General features: G+C 64.5%; 15 protein-coding genes. 5 read left to right on the forward strand and 10 right to left on the reverse strand.

Annotated elements, in window-relative coordinates; translation table 11 throughout:
• Positions 1-10 precede the first annotated feature (10 nt).
• The 9 genes from GCU53_RS06530 to GCU53_RS06570 form a co-directional block, all read right to left on the reverse strand.
• Positions 11-535, reverse strand: a complete 525-nt coding sequence (locus GCU53_RS06530; protein ID WP_152386896.1) for a DUF6586 family protein — start codon at positions 533-535, stop codon at positions 11-13.
• Between the two features lie 138 nt (positions 536-673).
• Positions 674-3280 (reverse strand): type I DNA topoisomerase, encoded by a 2607-nt coding sequence (gene topA, locus GCU53_RS06535; protein WP_152386897.1) that lies wholly within the window; start codon positions 3278-3280, stop codon positions 674-676.
• Positions 3281-3538: 258 nt separating this feature from the next.
• Positions 3539-3772, reverse strand: a complete 234-nt coding sequence (locus GCU53_RS06540; protein ID WP_152386898.1) for a DUF1653 domain-containing protein — start codon at positions 3770-3772, stop codon at positions 3539-3541.
• An 88-nt stretch (positions 3773-3860) separates the two neighbouring features.
• Positions 3861-5036 carry an acetyl-CoA C-acyltransferase FadA gene (fadA, locus tag GCU53_RS06545; RefSeq protein ID WP_152386899.1) on the reverse strand — a complete coding sequence of 392 codons (1176 nt, stop codon included), beginning with the start codon at positions 5034-5036 and terminating at the stop codon, positions 3861-3863.
• Between the two features lie 12 nt (positions 5037-5048).
• Positions 5049-7196 carry a fatty acid oxidation complex subunit alpha FadB gene (gene fadB, locus GCU53_RS06550; RefSeq protein ID WP_152386900.1) on the reverse strand — a complete coding sequence of 716 codons (2148 nt, stop codon included), beginning with the start codon at positions 7194-7196 and terminating at the stop codon, positions 5049-5051.
• A 302-nt stretch (positions 7197-7498) separates the two neighbouring features.
• A complete protein-coding gene (locus tag GCU53_RS06555) occupies positions 7499-8596 on the reverse strand; it encodes an IS630 family transposase (RefSeq protein WP_152386650.1) in 1098 nt (365 codons plus the stop codon).
• A gap of 87 nt (positions 8597-8683) precedes the next feature.
• Entirely contained in the window at positions 8684-9781 is a 1098-nt protein-coding gene (locus GCU53_RS06560) for an IS630 family transposase (RefSeq protein WP_152386901.1), read from the reverse strand.
• Between the two features lie 87 nt (positions 9782-9868).
• Positions 9869-10966, reverse strand: coding sequence for an IS630 family transposase (locus GCU53_RS06565; RefSeq protein WP_152386009.1), 1098 nt, complete (start codon positions 10964-10966; stop codon positions 9869-9871).
• 87 nt (positions 10967-11053) lie between these two features.
• Positions 11054-12151 (reverse strand): IS630 family transposase, encoded by a 1098-nt coding sequence (locus tag GCU53_RS06570; RefSeq protein ID WP_152386219.1) that lies wholly within the window; start codon positions 12149-12151, stop codon positions 11054-11056.
• A gap of 136 nt (positions 12152-12287) precedes the next feature.
• On the opposite strand from GCU53_RS06570, the gene GCU53_RS26505 reads away from it, so the two are divergent.
• From GCU53_RS26505 to GCU53_RS06580, 3 genes are read left to right on the forward strand one after another with little or no spacing between them, the layout of a single operon-like run.
• The gene (locus tag GCU53_RS26505; protein WP_152388120.1) at positions 12288-12689 is read left to right on the forward strand and encodes an IS5 family transposase; all 402 of its coding nucleotides are present in this window, start codon (positions 12288-12290) and stop codon (positions 12687-12689) included.
• Positions 12641-13141 (forward strand): IS5 family transposase, encoded by a 501-nt coding sequence (locus GCU53_RS26510; RefSeq protein ID WP_244307155.1) that lies wholly within the window; start codon positions 12641-12643, stop codon positions 13139-13141. The genes GCU53_RS26505 and GCU53_RS26510 overlap by 49 nt, the downstream gene beginning before the upstream one ends.
• Positions 13142-13160: 19 nt before the next feature.
• A complete protein-coding gene (locus GCU53_RS06580; protein WP_152386902.1) occupies positions 13161-13646 on the forward strand; it encodes a MarR family winged helix-turn-helix transcriptional regulator in 486 nt (161 codons plus the stop codon).
• A 45-nt stretch (positions 13647-13691) separates the two neighbouring features.
• Here the strand turns inward: GCU53_RS06580 and GCU53_RS06585 are convergent, their stop codons facing one another.
• Entirely contained in the window at positions 13692-14603 is a 912-nt protein-coding gene (locus GCU53_RS06585) for a helix-turn-helix domain-containing protein (RefSeq protein WP_152386903.1), read from the reverse strand.
• Between the two features lie 165 nt (positions 14604-14768).
• Between GCU53_RS06585 and pobA the strand changes: the two genes are divergently transcribed.
• Complete coding sequence (pobA, locus tag GCU53_RS06590) at positions 14769-15953, forward strand: 4-hydroxybenzoate 3-monooxygenase (RefSeq protein ID WP_152386904.1); 1185 nt, start codon at positions 14769-14771, stop codon at positions 15951-15953.
• Between the two features lie 196 nt (positions 15954-16149).
• A complete protein-coding gene (locus tag GCU53_RS06595) occupies positions 16150-17418 on the forward strand; it encodes a malic enzyme-like NAD(P)-binding protein (RefSeq protein WP_152386905.1) in 1269 nt (422 codons plus the stop codon).
• The last annotated feature ends 13 nt before the right edge of the window (positions 17419-17431 follow it).

Raw genomic sequence — 17431 nt, forward strand, 5'->3', positions numbered from 1 at the left:
CCCTGCCGCGTCAGCACTCGGTCAGGGACTCGCGAAAGCGCAGAGCCAGCTCCTTGAGCGACTGTCGCCACTGCTCCAGCTGTGCGGCGTCCAGAGCCGGCGTCGCCTCCTCCTCGTCCAGGCTCACCGCATCGATCAATGGCAGTCGTGGATCGACCTTGGCCTTTTTCGGCGCCTGCGGTGGCTGGAACAGCCGGGCGTATTGGCCCAGCAGTTCGGCCAGCCAGGTTTCCGGCTGGCTGGCCAGCTCCACCAACTCCGCCAGCTCCGGACTGGGAGCCGCACGCAGCAGCTCGGCGTTCAGGAAGCGCTCGACCTGCGGCGCGCCAGCCTCGGGCAGGCGATAGAAGCCAGCGATTTCATGGCACAGCCCCAGCAGGGCACCATACAGGTGAAAAAGCACCGCCTCGCGCTCCGCCATGGCCTGCGCCTGGGCATTCAGCGCCCGGCTTTCCTCCGCCTGGCGCAGCGAGGCCAGCGCCAGGCCGGCGAAATAGAGTTTCTGATTGGTGCGTGTATAAAGTTCGTGGGCCATGCAGGCGCCCTCCGATTCGAGACAGCCACTGGATAACGGGTCAAAGTGCAATCAATTATGGACCCGCGGTGCGAACCGCACCTGCTGCCCCCGACGGCAAGAGCCCATCCGCCGGGAAAGCACGGCAGATAGCAAGGATCAGCGCTTGTCCTCGACCACCCAGCGGCCGTCCTGATAGAAGGCGCGCCAGCCGCTGGGCTTGCCTTCGATCTCGCTCTGCACGTACTGCTCCTTGGTCTTGCGGCTGAAACGGATCACCGCCGGGCGGCCTTCCGGATCCCGGGGCGGGGCCTCCAGCAGGAAGTGGTACTTCGGATCGATCTCGTCACGGTGCGGAAGCAGCTCCAGGACCAGCGGCGCACGGGTCTCGCGGTTCTTCGGGAACTGGCTGGCGGCGAGGAACAGACCGGAGGCGCCATCGCGCAGCACATAGACGTCGTCGACCTTCTCGCAGCGCAGCTCCGGCATCTTCACCGCATCCATCTTCGGCGGCGCCGGCTCGCCGCTCTTCAGCAGCTTGCGGGTGTTCTTGCAGGCGGCATTGGTGCAGCCGAAGAACTTGCCGAAACGGCCGGTCTTGAGCTGCATCTCGCTGCCGCACTTGTCGCACTCCAGGCTGGGTCCCTCGTAGCCCTTGATGCGGTACTGGCCTTCCTCGATCTCGTAGCCGGAGCAGTCCGGGTTGTTGCCGCAGATGTGCAGCTTATGCTGTTCGTCGAGCAGATAGGCGTCCATCGCCGTGCCGCACTTCGGGCAGCGGCGCTTGTGGCGCAGCAGCAGCGACTCGGACTCGCCCTCGTCGTCCGCGGCGATCTCGTCGCCCGGGATCAGGTTGATGGTCGCCTTGCAGCGCTCCTTGGGCGGCAGGCTGTAGCCCGAGCAACCGAGGAACACGCCGGTCGAGGCGGTGCGGATCATCATCGGGCGGCCGCATTCGCGACAGGGGATGTCGGTCAGGGTCGGCTGGTTGGCACGCATGCCCGCCTCGCTGGACTCGGCGAGCTCCAGCTTCTTCCTGAAATCGCCATAGAACTCGTCGAGCAGGTTCTTCCAGTCGCGCTCGCCCTGGGCGATGTCGTCCAGGTGCTCCTCCATGCTGGCGGTGAAGCCGTAGTCCATCAGGTTGGCGAAGCTCTCGCCGAGCCGCTCGGTGACGATCTCGCCCATCTTCTCGGAATGGAAGCGGCGATTCTGCAGGGTTACGTAGCCGCGCTCCTGGATGGTCGAGATGATCGCCGCGTAGGTGGACGGCCGGCCGATCCCGCGCTTTTCCATTTCCTTGACCAGGCTGGCCTCGCTAAAGCGCGCCGGGGGCTTGGTGAAGTGCTGGCTGGGGTCGAGCCCGAGCAGATCGAGGCCCTCGCCCTCGGCCATGTCCGGCAGCACGTCATCCTCGCCGGGCTTGGCCTGCTGTGGCAGCACGCGGGTGTAGCCGTCGAACTTGAGGATGCGGCCCTTGGCGCGCAGCTCGAAATCGCCGGCCTGGACGCTGACGTTGGTCGACAGGTATTCGGCCGGCGGCATCTGGCAGGCGACGAACTGGCGCCAGATCAGCTCGTAGAGCCGCTCGGCGTCGCGCTCCATGCCCGACAGCTGGTTCGGCCGCAGGTTGACGTCGGAGGGGCGGATCGCCTCGTGGGCCTCCTGGGCGCCCTCCTTGCTGGTGTAGACATTGGGCTGGGCCGGCAGGTATTTCGCGCCGAACTCGCCCTCGATGAAGCCGCGCGCCATGGTCAGGGCGTCGGCCGAAAGGTTGGTGGAGTCGGTCCGCATGTAGGTGATGTAGCCGGCCTCGTACAGGCGTTGGGCCATCATCATGGTCTTCTTCACCGAGAAGCCGAGGCGGTTGCTCGCCGCCTGCTGCAGGGTCGAGGTGATGAAGGGCGCCGAGGGCTTGCTGCGGGTCGGCTTGTCCTCGCGCTTGACGATCCTGTAGCTGGAGGCCTTGAGCTTCTCCAGCGCGGCCATGGCCTGGGCCTCGTTGAGCGGGCGGAAGGCTTCGCCCTTCTCCCTGGCCACCTCGAAGCGCACCTTGTCGCCACGGGCGGTACCCAGGTCGGCATGGACCTCCCAGAACTCCTCCGGGATGAAGGCGCGGATCTCCCGCTCGCGCTCGACGATCAGCTTCACCGCCACCGACTGCACGCGGCCGGCGGACAGGCCGCGGGCGATCTTCTGCCAGAGCAGCGGCGAAACCATGTAGCCGACCACCCGGTCGAGAAAGCGCCGTGCCTGCTGCGCATTGACCCGGTTGATGTCCAGCTCGCCCGGCTGGGCGAAGGCTTCCTGGATCGCCTTCTTGGTGATCTCGTTGAACACCACGCGCTTGTAGCGCTCCTCGTCGCCGCCGATGGATTCGCGCAGGTGCCAGGCGATGGCCTCCCCCTCGCGGTCCAGGTCGGTGGCAAGGTAGATGGTGTCGGCCTCCCGGGCCAGGCGGCGCAGCTCGTCGACCACCTTCTCCTTGCCCGGCAGGATCTCGTAATGGGCTTTCCAGCCGTGCTCGGGATCGACCCCCATGCGCGCGAACAGCTGGCGCTTGGCCTTCTCCTTGGGCGACAGCGCCGGCCCCTCGGCCGTGCCCTTGGCCCGCTTGGCAGGCTCCTTGGCGGTACTGGCCGAGCCGCTGGTGGGCAGGTCACGGATATGGCCGATGCTCGACTTCACCACGTACTGGCTGCCCAGATACTTGTTGATGGTCTTGGCCTTGGCCGGGGATTCCACGATGACCAGCGATTTACCCATGGATCGGAGTGTTCCTAATTCGAAAGATGAAAGCGGGGAGCGTCTGCCTGACAGGCCGGTGCTTGAATGCAGGTTCGGCCGAGGGAAATTCCGAGACAAGGCGCTGTGACGGGGCCATAGCCGGGCCATGGCGAGGAGTGGCAACGCAGTATCGGGGCCTCGGACGCCGAAAATGATTCACTCAACCGACCGCAAGGCTCCAGCTCGGCGCTATATATAGTGGCCGCCGACACGCGGTCAAGGGCGGAACGCCCGTACTTATGCCGGAAAAGCCGGGGCGTCCGCCCGAATCAAAGCAAAGCGCGGCATCTGACGACCGTCAACCTCGACGCTTTCGGTGAACATGGCCAGCGGCCGGACCCAGAGCCCGAAATCGCCGTACAGGGCCTGGTAGAGCACCAGTTCCTCCTCGGTCTCGGAATGCCGGACCACGCCGAGCACGCGGTATTCGGCCCCCTTGTAATGCCGGTAGAGCCCGGGTTGTACAGTCATGGCGTTCTCTAGGTGATGGATGCGCCGAAGAGACGCGGGAAAGCGGAACCGGGGCACAGGGCCCCAGTCGCGAGGTTGTCGAGCGATTTCAGACGCGCTCGAAGACGGTAGCGATGCCTTGGCCGAGGCCGATGCACATGGTCGCCAGCCCCAGGGTGCCGCCCCTCTGGCGCATGATGTTCAGCAGGGTGCCGGAAATCCGCACCCCGGAGCAACCGAAGGGATGGCCCAGGGCGATGGCGCCGCCGTGCAGGTTGACCTTGTCGTCCAGCAGATCGAGCAGCTTGAGGTCCTTGAGCACCGGAATGGCCTGGGCGGCGAAGGCCTCGTTGAGCTCGACGAAGTCGATGTCGGCCATGGACAGCCCGGCCCGCGCCAGCGCCTTCTGGGTGGCCGGCACCGGACCGTAGCCCATGATCGACGGATCGACGCCGACCACCGCCATGGCGCGCACCACGGCCAGCGGCTGGAGGCCCAGGTCGCGGGCGCGCTGGCCGGACATGACGATCATGCAGGAGGCGCCGTCGGTGATCTGCGAGGAGCTGCCCGCGGTGACGGTGCCGCTCTTCGGGTTGAACACCGGCTTGAGCTTGGCCAGCCCCTCCAGGGTGGTGTCCGGGCGGATCGTCTCGTCCTGCTCGAAGACCCGCAGCAGGCCGTGCTCGTCATGGCCCTCGATGGGCACTATCTCCTCGGCGAAGTGGCCCTCGACCGTGGCGCGGTGCGCCCGCTGGTGCGAGCGCAGGGCGAAGGCGTCCTGCTGCTCGCGGCTCACGCCGTGCATCATCGCCAGCATCTCGGCGGTCAGCCCCATCATCCCGGCGGCCTTGGCCACCTGCAGGGACAGCTTCGGGTTCGGGTCGACCCCGTGAGTCATCGGCAGATGCCCCATGTGCTCGACGCCGCCGACCACGAACACCTCGCCGTTGCCGGTCTGGATCGCCTGCACCGCGGTGTGCAACGCGCTCATCGAGGAGCCGCAGAGGCGGTTGACGGTCTGTGCGCCGCTGCTGTGCGGGATCGGTGTCAGCAGCGAAGCCATGCGCGCGATGTTCCAGCCCTGCTCCAGGGTCTGGTTGACGCAGCCCCAGATCACGTCCTCGACTTCCGCCGGATCGATCTGCGGGTTGCGCGCCAGCAACTGGGTGATGAGGTGCGCCGAGAGGTTCTCGGCGCGGGTATGGCGGTGCATGCCGCCCTTGGAGCGGCCCATCGGGGTACGGGCGAAGTCGACGATGACGGCGTCTTTCGGATTCAGACTCATGACTCGGCCCCCTCAGGCAAAGAACGTCCGGCCCTGGCGGGCCATTTCGCGCAGTTTTTCGGTCGGTTGGTACAGCGGGCCCAGTTCGGCGTGACGGTCGGCCAGCTCGACGAAGCGGGCGACACCCAGGGCGTCGATGTAGCGCAGCGCACCGCCGCGGAAGGGCGGGAAGCCGATGCCGTAGATCAGGCCCATGTCCGCCTCGGCGGCCGACTCGACGATGCCCTCCTCCAGGCAGCGCACCGTCTCCAGGCACAGCGGCAGCATCAGCCGGTTGACGATCTCCTCGTCGTCCAGCTCGCGCGTCTCGCGCACCAGCGGGCGGAGCAGCTCGGCCACCTGCGGATCCTCCAGCTTCTTCGGTTTGGAACTCCCGTCGCGCTCGTAGGCGTAGAAGCCGCTGCCGCTCTTCTGGCCGAGACGTCCGGCCCCGAGCAGCACGTCGATGGCGGTGTCGCCCTGCTCCTTCATCCGCTCGGGATAGCCCTCGGCGAGCACGTTGCGCGCGTGCACCGCGGTGTCGATGCCCACCACGTCGAGCAGATAGGCCGGCCCCATCGGCCAGCCGAACGCTTCCATCACCCGGTCGATGCGCTGGAAGTCGATGCCGGAGGCCAGAAGCCGGGTGAAGCCGGAGAGGTAGGGAAAGAGCACGCGGTTGACCAGGAACCCTGGGCAGTCGTTGACCACGATGGGGGTCTTGCCCATCTTGCGCGCGTAGGCGACGGTGGTGGCGATGGTCTGCTCGCCGGTCTGCCGGCCGCGGATGACCTCCACCAGCGGCATCAGCGGCACCGGGTTGAAGAAGTGCATGCCGCAGAAGCGCTGCGGATGCTTGAGCGACTCGGCCAGCAGGCTGATGGAGATGGTCGAGGTGTTGGAGGTGAGCACCGAATCCTCCGGCACCTGGGCCTCGACCTCGGCCAGCACCGCCTGCTTGACCTCGAGCTTCTCGACCACCGCCTCGATGACCAGGTCGACCTGGCGGAAATCGCCATAGGACAGGGTCGGGCGGATGCCGTTGAGCACCTCGGCCATCTGCTGCACGGTCATGCGCCCCTTCTCCACCCGCTTGGCAAGCTGCTTGTCGGCTTCGGCCAAGCCCTGGCGGATGGACTCCTCGCGGATGTCCTTCATCAGGATCGGCGTACCCTTGAGGGCCGACTGGTAGGCGATGCCGCCGCCCATGATGCCGGCGCCGAGCACCGCCGCCAGCTTCACCTCGCGGGCGTCCTTGTCGTACTTCCTGGCCCTGCGCTTGAGCTCCTGCTCGTTGAGGAACAGCCCGACCAGGCTCTGCGCCACCGTGGTGGCGGCCAGCTTGACGAAGCCGCCGACCTCGATCTCCAGCGCCGCCTCGCGCGCGCAGTTGGCGGCCTTCTGGATGGTCTTCACCGCGGCCAAGGGCGCCGGGTAGTGCGGGCCGGCCTGGGCAGCCACGTAGGCCTTGGCGCTCTCGAAGGCCATCATCTGCTCGATGTTGCCGAGCTTGAGCGGCTCCAGCTTGGGCTGGCGGCGGCTCTGGAAGTCCAGCTCGCCGGCGGCCGCCCGCTTCACCAGGTCGAGGGCCGCCTCGCGCAGCCTGTCGTCGGCGACCACGGCATCCACCGCGCCGACCTTGAGCGCCTCGGCGGCGCCGTTTTCCTTGCCGGCGGCGATCCACTCGATGGCGTTGTCGCTGCCAATCAGCCGCGGCAGGCGCACGGTGCCGCCGAAGCCCGGGTTGATCCCCAGCTTGACCTCCGGCAGCCCTACCCTGGCCGACTCGGCCATCACCCGGAAGTCGCAGGCCAGGCACATCTCGAAGCCGCCGCCGAGGGCCATGCCGTTGATCGCGACCACGGTCGGTACCGGCAGGTCCTCGAAGTCCGAGAAGATCCGGTTGATCTCCAGACACCAGCCGCGCAGTTCCTCCTCGGGGGCACGGAACAGTTCGAGGAATTCGGTGACGTCGGCGCCGACGATGAACATGCCCTTGGCGCTGGTGACCAGCACGCCCTTGAGCGTGGCGTCTGCCCACAGCGCGTCGACGGCCTGACGGAATTCGTTCAGCGTGAGGCGGTTGAACTTGTTGACGGAATCGCCCTCGAGGTCGAACTGCATCTCGGCGATGCCATCCCCGAGGGCCTGAACCCTGATGGCTTTCCCTTTATAGATCATCGACTGATTCTCCCAATAGAAGCTGAACTGGCCGCGTCGGGACGACCACGAATCACGCGAACCGCCGCCGCAGCCTTGCATGCTGCAGGCAGCTTCGCCCAGTGCCGGTTTTCAGGATAGTTGTGCGGCACCGGGGCCGGCCATCGGGCATTTTCCGCCGGGAAATGCCCGACGACAGGCCATGCGTGCATTCAGCACCTGCCCGCCCCTTTGGGCAAGGGGTGGCACGCGCGAAAGATTGCCTCTAGCCAGTTTCCGGCAGGCATTGCAGAATTTTTATGCAGATTAACTAGTGTGGTGAATCACAAGTTCGCTTCATTATTTCTTTGCAAGGCTCGAGCAGCCCTGTCGACAGAGGCCAAGATTTCACCTGCTCCCTTACGCCAGCGGAAGGGCCTTGGATTCTGGTTGTAGGTCGCCAGGTAATACTCGATGGACTGCTCGAGATCCTTCACGCTGGTATGGGCCTGGCGCTTTATCCACTTCTGGGTGAGCATCGAGAAAAAGCGCTCCACCAGATTCAGCCATGACGCGGACGTCGGGGTGAAATGCACGTGATAACGCGGGTGCGCGACAAGCCAGGCGCGCACCTTGTCGGTCTTGTGCACGGCATAGTTATCCATGATCAGGTGTATGGCCTTGTCGCTCTCGACCGTTTCCTCGATGGCCCTGAGAAACTCCAGGAATTCTGCGCTGCGGTGACGGCGCTTGAGACGTCCGATCACCTCGCCGGTGGCCACATCCAGGGCGGCAAACAAGGACGTCGTGCCATGGCGCTGATAATCATGGGTACGGGTCGCCGGATACCCAGGCTCCAGCGGCAGCCCCGGCTGTGTTCGATTGAGCGCCTGGATCTGGCTTTTCTCATCGACGCACAGTACCAGCGCTTTATCCGGCGGATTCAGGTAGAGCCCTACGATATCCTGCACCTTGTCGACAAAGGCAGGATCGGTGGACAGCTTGAAGGTGTGCTCCAGGTGAGGCTTGAGCCCGAAGGCTCGCCAGATACGCTGTACGCTCGCCGGTGAAATATGGGTGGCCTTGCTCATCCGGCGCGAGCTCCAATGGCTGGCATCGTCGGGCCGGGTCTGCCGCACCCGGTCGACCACTTCCTGGACCTTTTCATCACTGATGCTGCGTGGGCGGCCTGAGCGCGGCTCGTCATTGAGGCCTTGCAGGCCCAAACGGGCGAAGCGAAGGCGCCACCTCGAAACGGTTTGCGCCGTAATGCCGAGCCGTCGAGCAATGGAAGAGCCGGACTCGCCTCGAGCGCAGGACAGAATGATCTCGGCGCGCAGCTGCATATCGGCAGGCCCCTTGTGCCTGGCTCGGCGGCGGGTGAGTTCGGCATGCTCGTGTTCGGTCAGTTCGATCCGAACGGCTGGGCGGCCTGTTTTCATCGCATGCCCTCCGAAAAAACTCTGCCAGCTCCGCGGTAGACAAGACTTATCCTGAGTAGTTGTGATTCACCACACTAGTGTGGTGAATCACAAGTTCGCTTCATTATTTATTTGCAAGGCTCGAGCAGCCCTGCCGACAGAGGCCAGGATTTCACCTGCTCCCTTACGCCAGCGGAAGGGCCTTGGATTCTGGTTGTAGGTCGCCAGGTAATACTCGATGGACTGCTCGAGATCCTTCACGCTGGTATGGGCCTGGCGCTTTATCCACTTCTGGGTGAGCATCGAGAAAAAGCGCTCCACCAGATTCAGCCATGACGCGGACGTCGGGGTGAAATGCACGTGATAACGCGGGTGCGCGACAAGCCAGGCGCGCACCTTGTCGGTCTTGTGCACGGCATAGTTATCCATGATCAGGTGGATGGCCTTGTCGCTCTCGACCGTTTCCTCGATGGCCCTGAGAAACTCCAGGAATTCTGCGCTGCGGTGACGGCGCTTGAGACGTCCGATCACCTCGCCGGTGGCCACATCCAGGGCGGCAAACAAGGACGTCGTGCCATGGCGCTGATAATCATGGGTACGGGTCGCCGGATACCCAGGCTCCAGCGGCAGCCCCGGCTGTGTTCGATTGAGCGCCTGGATCTGGCTTTTCTCATCGACGCACAGTACCAGCGCCTTATCCGGCGGATTCAGGTAGAGCCCTACGATATCCTGCACCTTGTCGACAAAGGCGGGATCGGTGGACAGCTTGAAGGTGTGCTCCAGGTGAGGCTTGAGCCCGAAGGCTCGCCAGATACGCTGTACGCTCGCCGGTGAAATATGGGTGGCCTTGCTCATCCGGCGCGAGCTCCAATGACTGGCATCGTCGGGCCTGGTCTGCCGCACCCGGTCGACCACTTCCTGGACCTTTTCATCGCTGATGCTGCGTGGGCGGCCTGAGCGCGGCTCGTCATTGAGGCCTTGCAGGCCCAAACGGGCGAAGCGAAGGCGCCACCTCGAAACGGTTTGCGCCGTAATGCCGAGCCGTCGAGCAATGGAAGAGCCGGACTCGCCTCGAGCGCAGGACAGAATGATCTCGGCGCGCAGCTGCATATCGGCAGGCCCCTTGTGCCTGGCTCGGCGGCGGGTGAGTTCGGCATGCTCGTGTTCGGTCAGTTCGATCCGAACGGCTGGGCGGCCTGTTTTCATCGCATGCCCTCCGAAAAAACTCTGTCAGCTCCGCGGTAGACAAGTCTTATCCTGAGTAGTTGTGATTCACCACACTAGTGTGGTGAATCACAAGTTCGCTTCATTATTTCTTTGCAAGGCTCGAGCAGCCCTGCCGACAGAGGCCAGGATTTCACCTGCTCCCTTACGCCAGCGGAAGGGCCTTGGATTCTGGTTGTAGGTCGCCAGGTAATACTCGATGGACTGCTCGAGATCCTTCACGCTGGTATGGGCCTGGCGCTTTATCCACTTCTGGGTGAGCATCGAGAAAAAGCGCTCCACCAGATTCAGCCATGACGCAGACGTCGGGGTGAAATGCACGTGATAACGCGGGTGTGCGACAAGCCAGGCACGCACCTTGTCGGTCTTGTGCACGGCATAGTTATCCATGATCAGGTGTATGGCCTTGTCGCTCTCGACCGTTTCCTCGATGGCCCTGAGAAACTCCAGGAATTCTGCGCTGCGGTGACGGCGCTTGAGACGTCCGATCACCTCGCCGGTGGCCACATCCAGGGCGGCAAACAAGGACGTCGTGCCATGGCGCTGATAATCATGGGTACGGGTCGCCGGATACCCAGGCTCCAGCGGCAGCCCCGGCTGTGTTCGATTGAGCGCCTGGATCTGGCTTTTCTCATCGACGCACAGTACCAGCGCTTTATCCGGCGGATTCAGGTAGAGCCCTACGATATCCTGCACCTTGTCGACAAAGGCAGGATCGGTGGACAGCTTGAAGGTGTGCTCCAGGTGAGGCTTGAGCCCGAAGGCTCGCCAGATACGCTGTACGCTCGCCGGTGAAATATGGGTGGCCTTGCTCATCCGGCGCGAGCTCCAATGGCTGGCATCGTCGGGCCGGGTCTGCCGCACCCGGTCGACCACTTCCTGGACCTTTTCATCACTGATGCTGCGTGGGCGGCCTGAGCGCGGCTCGTCATTGAGGCCTTGCAGGCCCAAACGGGCGAAGCGAAGGCGCCACCTCGAAACGGTTTGCGCCGTAATGCCGAGCCGTCGAGCAATGGAAGAGCCGGACTCGCCTCGAGCGCAGGACAGAATGATCTCGGCGCGCAGCTGCATATCGGCAGGCCCCTTGTGCCTGGCTCGGCGGCGGGTGAGTTCGGCATGCTCTTGTTCGGTCAGTTCGATCCGAACGGCTGGGCGGCCTGTTTTCATCGCATGCCCTCCGAAAAAACTCTGCCAGCTCCGCGGTAGACAAGTCTTATCCTGAGTAGTTGTGATTCACCACACTAGTGTGGTGAATCACAAGTTCGCTTCATTATTTCTTTGCAAGGCTCGAGCAGCCCTGCCGACAGAGGCCAGGATTTCACCTGCTCCCTTACGCCAGCGGAAGGGCCTTGGATTCTGGTTGTAGGTCGCCAGGTAATACTCGATGGACTGCTCGAGATCCTTCACGCTGGTATGGGCCTGGCGCTTTATCCACTTCTGGGTGAGCATCGAGAAAAAGCGCTCCACCAGATTCAGCCATGACGCAGACGTCGGGGTGAAATGCACGTGATAACGCGGGTGTGCGACAAGCCAGGCACGCACCTTGTCGGTCTTGTGCACGGCATAGTTATCCATGATCAGGTGTATGGCCTTGTCGCTCTCGACCGTTTCCTCGATGGCCCTGAGAAACTCCAGGAATTCTGCGCTGCGGTGACGGCGCTTGAGACGTCCGATCACCTCGCCGGTGGCCACATCCAGGGCGGCAAACAAGGACGTCGTGCCATGGCGCTGATAATCATGGGTACGGGTCGCCGGATACCCAGGCTCCAGCGGCAGCCCCGGCTGTGTTCGATTGAGCGCCTGGATCTGGCTTTTCTCATCGACGCACAGTACCAGCGCTTTATCCGGCGGATTCAGGTAGAGCCCTACGATATCCTGCACCTTGTCGACAAAGGCGGGATCGGTGGACAGCTTGAAGGTGTGCTCCAGGTGAGGCTTGAGCCCGAAGGCTCGCCAGATACGCTGTACGCTCGCCGGTGAAATATGGGTGGCCTTGCTCATCCGGCGCGAGCTCCAATGACTGGCATCGTCGGGCCTGGTCTGCCGCACCCGGTCGACCACTTCCTGGACCTTTTCATCACTGATGCTGCGTGGGCGGCCTGAGCGCGGCTCGTCATTGAGGCCTTGCAGGCCCAAACGGGCGAAGCGAAGGCGCCACCTCGAAACGGTTTGCGCCGTAATGCCGAGCCGTCGAGCAATGGAAGAGCCGGACTCGCCTCGAGCGCAGGACAGAATGATCTCGGCGCGCAGCTGCATATCGGCAGGCCCCTTGTGCCTGGCTCGGCGGCGGGTGAGTTCGGCATGCTCGTGTTCGGTCAGTTCGATCCGAACGGCTGGGCGGCCTGTTTTCATCGCATGCCCTCCGAAAAAACTCTGTCAGCTCCGCGGTAGACAAGTCTTATCCTGAGTAGTTGTGATTCACCACACTAGGGTTTGTCTGAAAAGTCGATTTGGCTAAAATGCCGCCTCCGTTGTTCCGAGCGCAGCCATGTCAGGCCGTTACGAGATTTCTGCCCAGCGCTGGGCGATGATCGAAGCCATCGTTTCTCCCCCTCAACGCATGGGCCGCCCCCGGCGAGATGACCGCCAGATGCTCAACGGCATCTTCTGGATTCTGTGCTCAGGGGCCAAGTGGCGCGATCTTCCCGAGCGTTATGGCCCCTGGAAGACGGTATATCAGCGCTTCAGGCTGTGGCGTGACAACGGCACCTTCGAGCAGGTGCTGCGGCATCTGCATCTGCGTCTGCGTGAGGACGGCTTTATCGACCTGGATACCTGGATGGTCGACTCAACGTCGATTCGGGCCACCAGAGCCGCCAGCGGTGCGAGAAAAAAAGGGGCCTGCAAGAGCCGCAGCACCAATGTCTCGGCCGAAGCCGTGGTGGGCTGACCACCAAGCTTCATCTGGCCTGTGACAGCAACGGGTATCCGCTGGCAGTGATGCTTTCACCCGGGCAGGACGCCGACTCGCGCTATTTCATGCCCTTGCTTGAGCAGATCAGCCTGCCTGGCAGCCAGGGTCGTCCGCGCAAGCGCTGCCGGTATGTACTGGCTGACAAAGGCTACGACAGCGAAAGCCTGCGCCAATACTGCGACCGGTATGGCATGAAGCCCATCATTCCCTTACGCAAGATGCACCGTAAGCCTCGACCGGGCTTGCCTCGCCTATTTGACAGACCGCAGTACCAAAAGCGCAACGCCATTGAACGACTGTTCAGTTGGCTCAAGGAAAAGCGCCGTCTTTGCACCCGTTATGACAAGCTGGCCAGCAGTTTCAAGGCCATGGTCACGCTGGCCTGCATCGAAAAATGCTTACGTGCCGACTTTTCAGACAAACCCTAATTGGAAGCAGCGCACGCCCATGCCCAGCAAGTCCAGCCCTACCCCGGCCGTCGCTCCACAGGCCATCGCCCAGCCAGCCGACGGTCCGCTGGACAGCTCCCTCGACGACCTGATCGGCTACGCCCTGCGCCGCGCCCAGCTCAAGGTCTTCCAGCACCTGGTCAGCCGCCTCGTCGTCTTCGACCTGCGGCCGGCGCAGTTCACCGCCCTGGCGATCATCGAGCAGAACCCCGGCCTGATGCAGGCCGACCTGGCCCGCGCGCTGGCCATCGAGCCGCCGCAGGCGGTGGTCCTGTTGAACAAGCTGGAAAGCCGCGGGCTGGCGGTGCGGGTACGCTGCAAGCCGGACAAGCGCTCCTACGGCATCTTCCTCAGCAAGGCCGGCGAAACGCTGCTCAGGGAGTTGCGCGAAGTGGCCGCGCAGAGCGACCTGGACGCCACCGCCGCGCTCAGCGCCGAGGAGCGCCAGCAACTGATCGAGCTGCTGCACAAGATCTACCGCTGAATCGGTCCGGCGCGAGCCGCAAGATCCGCGCCGTCCTGCTCACCCTCATCCCTCGTCGTCCCGCTCCGGCGTCGGTGCGCCGCCGGCCGCCGCGCTCTGGCGGAAGGCCTTCGGCGATTGCCCGGCGAGGCGGCGGAAGAACCGCGAGAAGTACGCCGGATCGTTGAAGCCGAGCGCATCGGAGAGCTCGTTGACGGTCATGGTGGTGTAGATCAGGTTGCGCTTGGCCTCCAGCAGCAGGCGCTGGTGGACGACCTGCAGGGCGCTCTGCCCGACCAACTGGCGGCACAGGCTGTTCAGGTGGACGCCGGACAGTCCGACACGGTGCGCGAACTCGTCGATCGGCAGGTGCTCGCGGTAGTGCTGCTCGACCAGCCGCATGAAGCGCGTCAGGTACTGGCGACTGCGTTCGCTGGCACCGAGCGAGGCGGCGCGCTGGCGTTCGCGGCGACCGAGCCAGACCATCAACAGGTTGACCAGCGACTGCAGCTGCAGCTCGCGTGCCGGCTCGTGACCCCGGTAATCGCGAAAGAGCGTCTCGAACAGCAGATCCAGCCAGGCGCGGTCTGCACCGACCGGGTAGCAGGCGGATCCGCCCTGAACGCCCAGGTTATGCCCCAGAAGCTCCTCCAGATGCGCCACCAGGGGCGCGGCCAGGGTCAGCACGTAGCCCTGGATGTCTTCGGAGAAATGGAAACCGTGCACGCAGAGCGGCGGCACCACTTGGATCGCCGCCTCGGCCAGGCGCAGGCGCTGGTTCTCCACCTCGGCCAGCGCCTCGCCCTCCTGGACATAGAGCAGCTGGAACAGGTCGGCATGGCGGTGCGGCTTGATCTCCCAATGATGCAGGCTGCTGCGCTGCGCGATCGACTCGCAGTGCAGCAGGTCCGGCGTCGGCCAGGCCAGTTGCTCCCCGTACAGCTTGAACACCGGAATGGCGGGCGCGATCAACCTCATGGGGCGCGAACTCCTTTGGCTCGATAACCGAACGAATCATCCGAAAGTACCAGTAATATTGCCTAAATTACCTTATTTTCGCGAATCCACTGAACAAAAATGCAGGAGCCTTCAGCGAATCCGGCCCTGCACGGACGGGCCGGCCCAACCAGAGAGACAATAAGAATGAAAACTCAAGTGGCAATCATCGGTGCCGGTCCGTCCGGCCTGCTCCTCGGCCAACTGCTGCACAAGGCCGGCATCGACAACGTGATTCTCGAGCGTCAAACCCCCGACTACGTGCTCGGCCGCATTCGCGCCGGCGTGCTCGAGCAGGGCGTGGTCGACCTGCTGCGCGAGGCCGGCGTGGCCGAGCGCATGGACCGGGAAGGGCTGGTCCACGAGGGCATCGAGCTGGTCTGCTCGGGCCGGCGCATCCGCCTGGATCTCAAGGCGCTGTCCGGCGGCAAGACGGTGATGGTCTACGGCCAGACCGAAGTCACCCGTGACCTGATGGGCGCGCGCCGGGCCAGCGGCGCGCCGATCGTCTACGGGGCCGAGAACGTGCAGCTGTTCGGCCTCAAGGACGGAACGCCCCACGTCACCTACGAGAAGGACGGCCAGACCCAGCGCATCGACTGCGACTACATCGCCGGCTGCGACGGCTTCCACGGCGTGTCGCGCAAGACCATCCCGGCCGAGGTGCTGTCGCACTACGAGCGCGTCTATCCGTTCGGCTGGCTCGGCCTGCTGTCCGACACGCCGCCGGTCCACGAGGAGCTGATCTATGCGCACACCGACCAGGGCTTCGTGCTTTGCAGCCAGCGCTCGACGACGCGCAGCCGCTACTACCTGCAGGTGCCGCTGAGCGAGAGGGTCGAGGACTGGTCCGACGAGCGCTTCTGGAACGAACTCAAGCGCCGTCTGCCGGGCGACGTGGCGAACAGGCTGGTCACCGGGCCGTCGCTGGAAAAGAGCATCGCCCCGCTGCGCAGCTACGTGGTCGAACCCATGCAGTACGGCCGGCTGTTCCTGGTCGGCGACGCGGCGCACATCGTCCCGCCGACCGGCGCCAAGGGCCTGAACCTGGCCGGCAGCGACGTCTGCTACCTGTTCCGCATCCTGGTCAAGGTCTACCGGGAGGGTCGTACCGACCTGCTGGAGAAGTACTCCGAACTGGCCCTGCGCCGGGTCTGGAAGGGCGAGCGCTTCAGCTGGTTCATGACCAACCTGCTGCACGACTTCGAAGGCAGCGACGCCTTCGACAGGCGCATGCAACTGGCCGACCGCGAGTACTTCCTCAACTCCGAAGCGGGCCGCGTGACCATCGCCGAGAACTATGTCGGTCTACCCTACGAAGAGGTCGCGTGAGCCCCACGCATTTCCACCGGCAATAGCGGCGCCGGCAGGTTCCAGCCTGGCGCCGTCGGCTCTCCGACCACCCGGGCAGGCCGGTTGTCGCGCCCTGGCCTGCCCCGGCCTCCCGAACGAGGCCACCCGAATCTTCCGCGACACCAGGACGGCTCCGCAGCGAGCCACAACATTATAAGAAAGGGAATCCAACGCCATGTCCGATCTCAAGACCGCCGCCCTCGACTACCACGCCCAGCCGCGTCCCGGAAAGCTGAGCGTGGAACTGACCAAACCCACCCGGAACGCCCGCGATCTGTCGCTGGCCTACAGCCCCGGCGTCGCCGAGCCGGTGCGGGAAATCGCCCGCGACCCCGAACTGGCCTACCGCTATACCGGCAAGGGCAACCTGGTCGCCGTCATCTCCGACGGCACCGCGATCCTCGGCCTGGGCAACCTCGGCCCGCTGGCCTCCAAGCCGGTCATGGAAGGCAAGGGCGTGCTGTTCAAGCGCTTCGCCGGGATCGATGTGTTCGACATCGAGGTGGATGCCGAGAGCCCGCAGGCCTTCATCGACACCGTCAAGCGCATCTCCGTGACCTTCGGCGGCATCAACCTGGAGGACATCAAGGCGCCCGAGTGCTTCGAGATCGAGCGGGCGCTGATCGAGCAGTGCGACATCCCGGTGTTCCACGACGACCAGCACGGCACCGCCATCGTCACCGCGGCGGGCATGCTCAATGCCCTGGAGATCGCCGGCAAGACCCTGGCCGACGCCAGGATCGCCTGCCTCGGCGCCGGCGCCGCGGCCATCTCCTGCATGCGCCTGCTGATCAGCCTGGGGGCCAGGGTGGAGAACATCCACATGGTCGACCGCCAGGGGGTCATCCATGCCGGACGCGACGACTTGAACCAGTACAAGGCGGTGTTCGCCCACGAGACCGACAAGCGCACCCTGTCCGACGCGCTCGACGGCGCCGACGTGTTCGTCGGCCTGTCCGGGGCCAACCTGCTGAGTCCGGAGGACCTGCTGCGCATGGCGCCGAACCCGATCGTCTTCGCCTGCTCCAACCCCGACCCGGAGATCCGGCCGGAGCTGGCGCATGCCACGCGCGGCGACGTGATCATGGCCACCGGGCGTTCCGACTACCCGAACCAGGTCAACAACGTACTGGGCTTCCCCTTCATCTTCCGCGGCGCCCTGGACGTGCGCGCCACCCGCATCAACGAGGAGATGAAGATCGCCGCGGCGCATGCCCTGCGCGAGCTGGCCAAGCTGCCGGTGCCGAAGGAGGTGTGCGAGGCCTACGGGGTGTCGGGGCTGGAGTTCGGGCGCGACTACATCATTCCCAAGCCCATGGACCCGCGGCTGATCACCATGGTGTCCGACGCCGTGGCCCGCGCCGCCATCGAGAGCGGCGTGGCCTCCCTGCCCTATCCCCAGCACTATCCGCTGCAGTCGGTGGAGGCGGTATTCGGCGGCTGATCGGCAATCCCCG

The organism is Azotobacter salinestris, from assembly GCF_009363155.1.
In the GTDB taxonomy this organism is placed as follows: domain Bacteria; phylum Pseudomonadota; class Gammaproteobacteria; order Pseudomonadales; family Pseudomonadaceae; genus Azotobacter; species Azotobacter salinestris.

Bases quoted from the DNA above. Each gene is read 5' to 3' on its own strand.
- GCU53_RS06530 (WP_152386896.1), bottom strand. From the start codon at position 535: ATGGCCCACGAACTTTATACACGCACCAATCAGAAACTCTATTTCGCC.
- topA (WP_152386897.1), bottom strand. From the start codon at position 3,280: ATGGGTAAATCGCTGGTCATCGTGGAATCCCCGGCCAAGGCCAAGACC.
- GCU53_RS06540 (WP_152386898.1), bottom strand. From the start codon at position 3,772: ATGACTGTACAACCCGGGCTCTACCGGCATTACAAGGGGGCCGAATAC.
- fadA (WP_152386899.1), bottom strand. From the start codon at position 5,036: ATGAGTCTGAATCCGAAAGACGCCGTCATCGTCGACTTCGCCCGTACC.
- fadB (WP_152386900.1), bottom strand. From the start codon at position 7,196: ATGATCTATAAAGGGAAAGCCATCAGGGTTCAGGCCCTCGGGGATGGC.
- GCU53_RS06555 (WP_152386650.1), bottom strand. From the start codon at position 8,596: ATGAAAACAGGCCGCCCAGCCGTTCGGATCGAACTGACCGAACACGAG.
- GCU53_RS06560 (WP_152386901.1), bottom strand. From the start codon at position 9,781: ATGAAAACAGGCCGCCCAGCCGTTCGGATCGAACTGACCGAACACGAG.
- GCU53_RS06565 (WP_152386009.1), bottom strand. From the start codon at position 10,966: ATGAAAACAGGCCGCCCAGCCGTTCGGATCGAACTGACCGAACAAGAG.
- GCU53_RS06570 (WP_152386219.1), bottom strand. From the start codon at position 12,151: ATGAAAACAGGCCGCCCAGCCGTTCGGATCGAACTGACCGAACACGAG.
- GCU53_RS26505 (WP_152388120.1), top strand. From the start codon at position 12,288: ATGTCAGGCCGTTACGAGATTTCTGCCCAGCGCTGGGCGATGATCGAA.
- GCU53_RS06580 (WP_152386902.1), top strand. From the start codon at position 13,161: ATGCCCAGCAAGTCCAGCCCTACCCCGGCCGTCGCTCCACAGGCCATC.
- GCU53_RS06585 (WP_152386903.1), bottom strand. From the start codon at position 14,603: ATGAGGTTGATCGCGCCCGCCATTCCGGTGTTCAAGCTGTACGGGGAG.
- pobA (WP_152386904.1), top strand. From the start codon at position 14,769: ATGAAAACTCAAGTGGCAATCATCGGTGCCGGTCCGTCCGGCCTGCTC.
- GCU53_RS06595 (WP_152386905.1), top strand. From the start codon at position 16,150: ATGTCCGATCTCAAGACCGCCGCCCTCGACTACCACGCCCAGCCGCGT.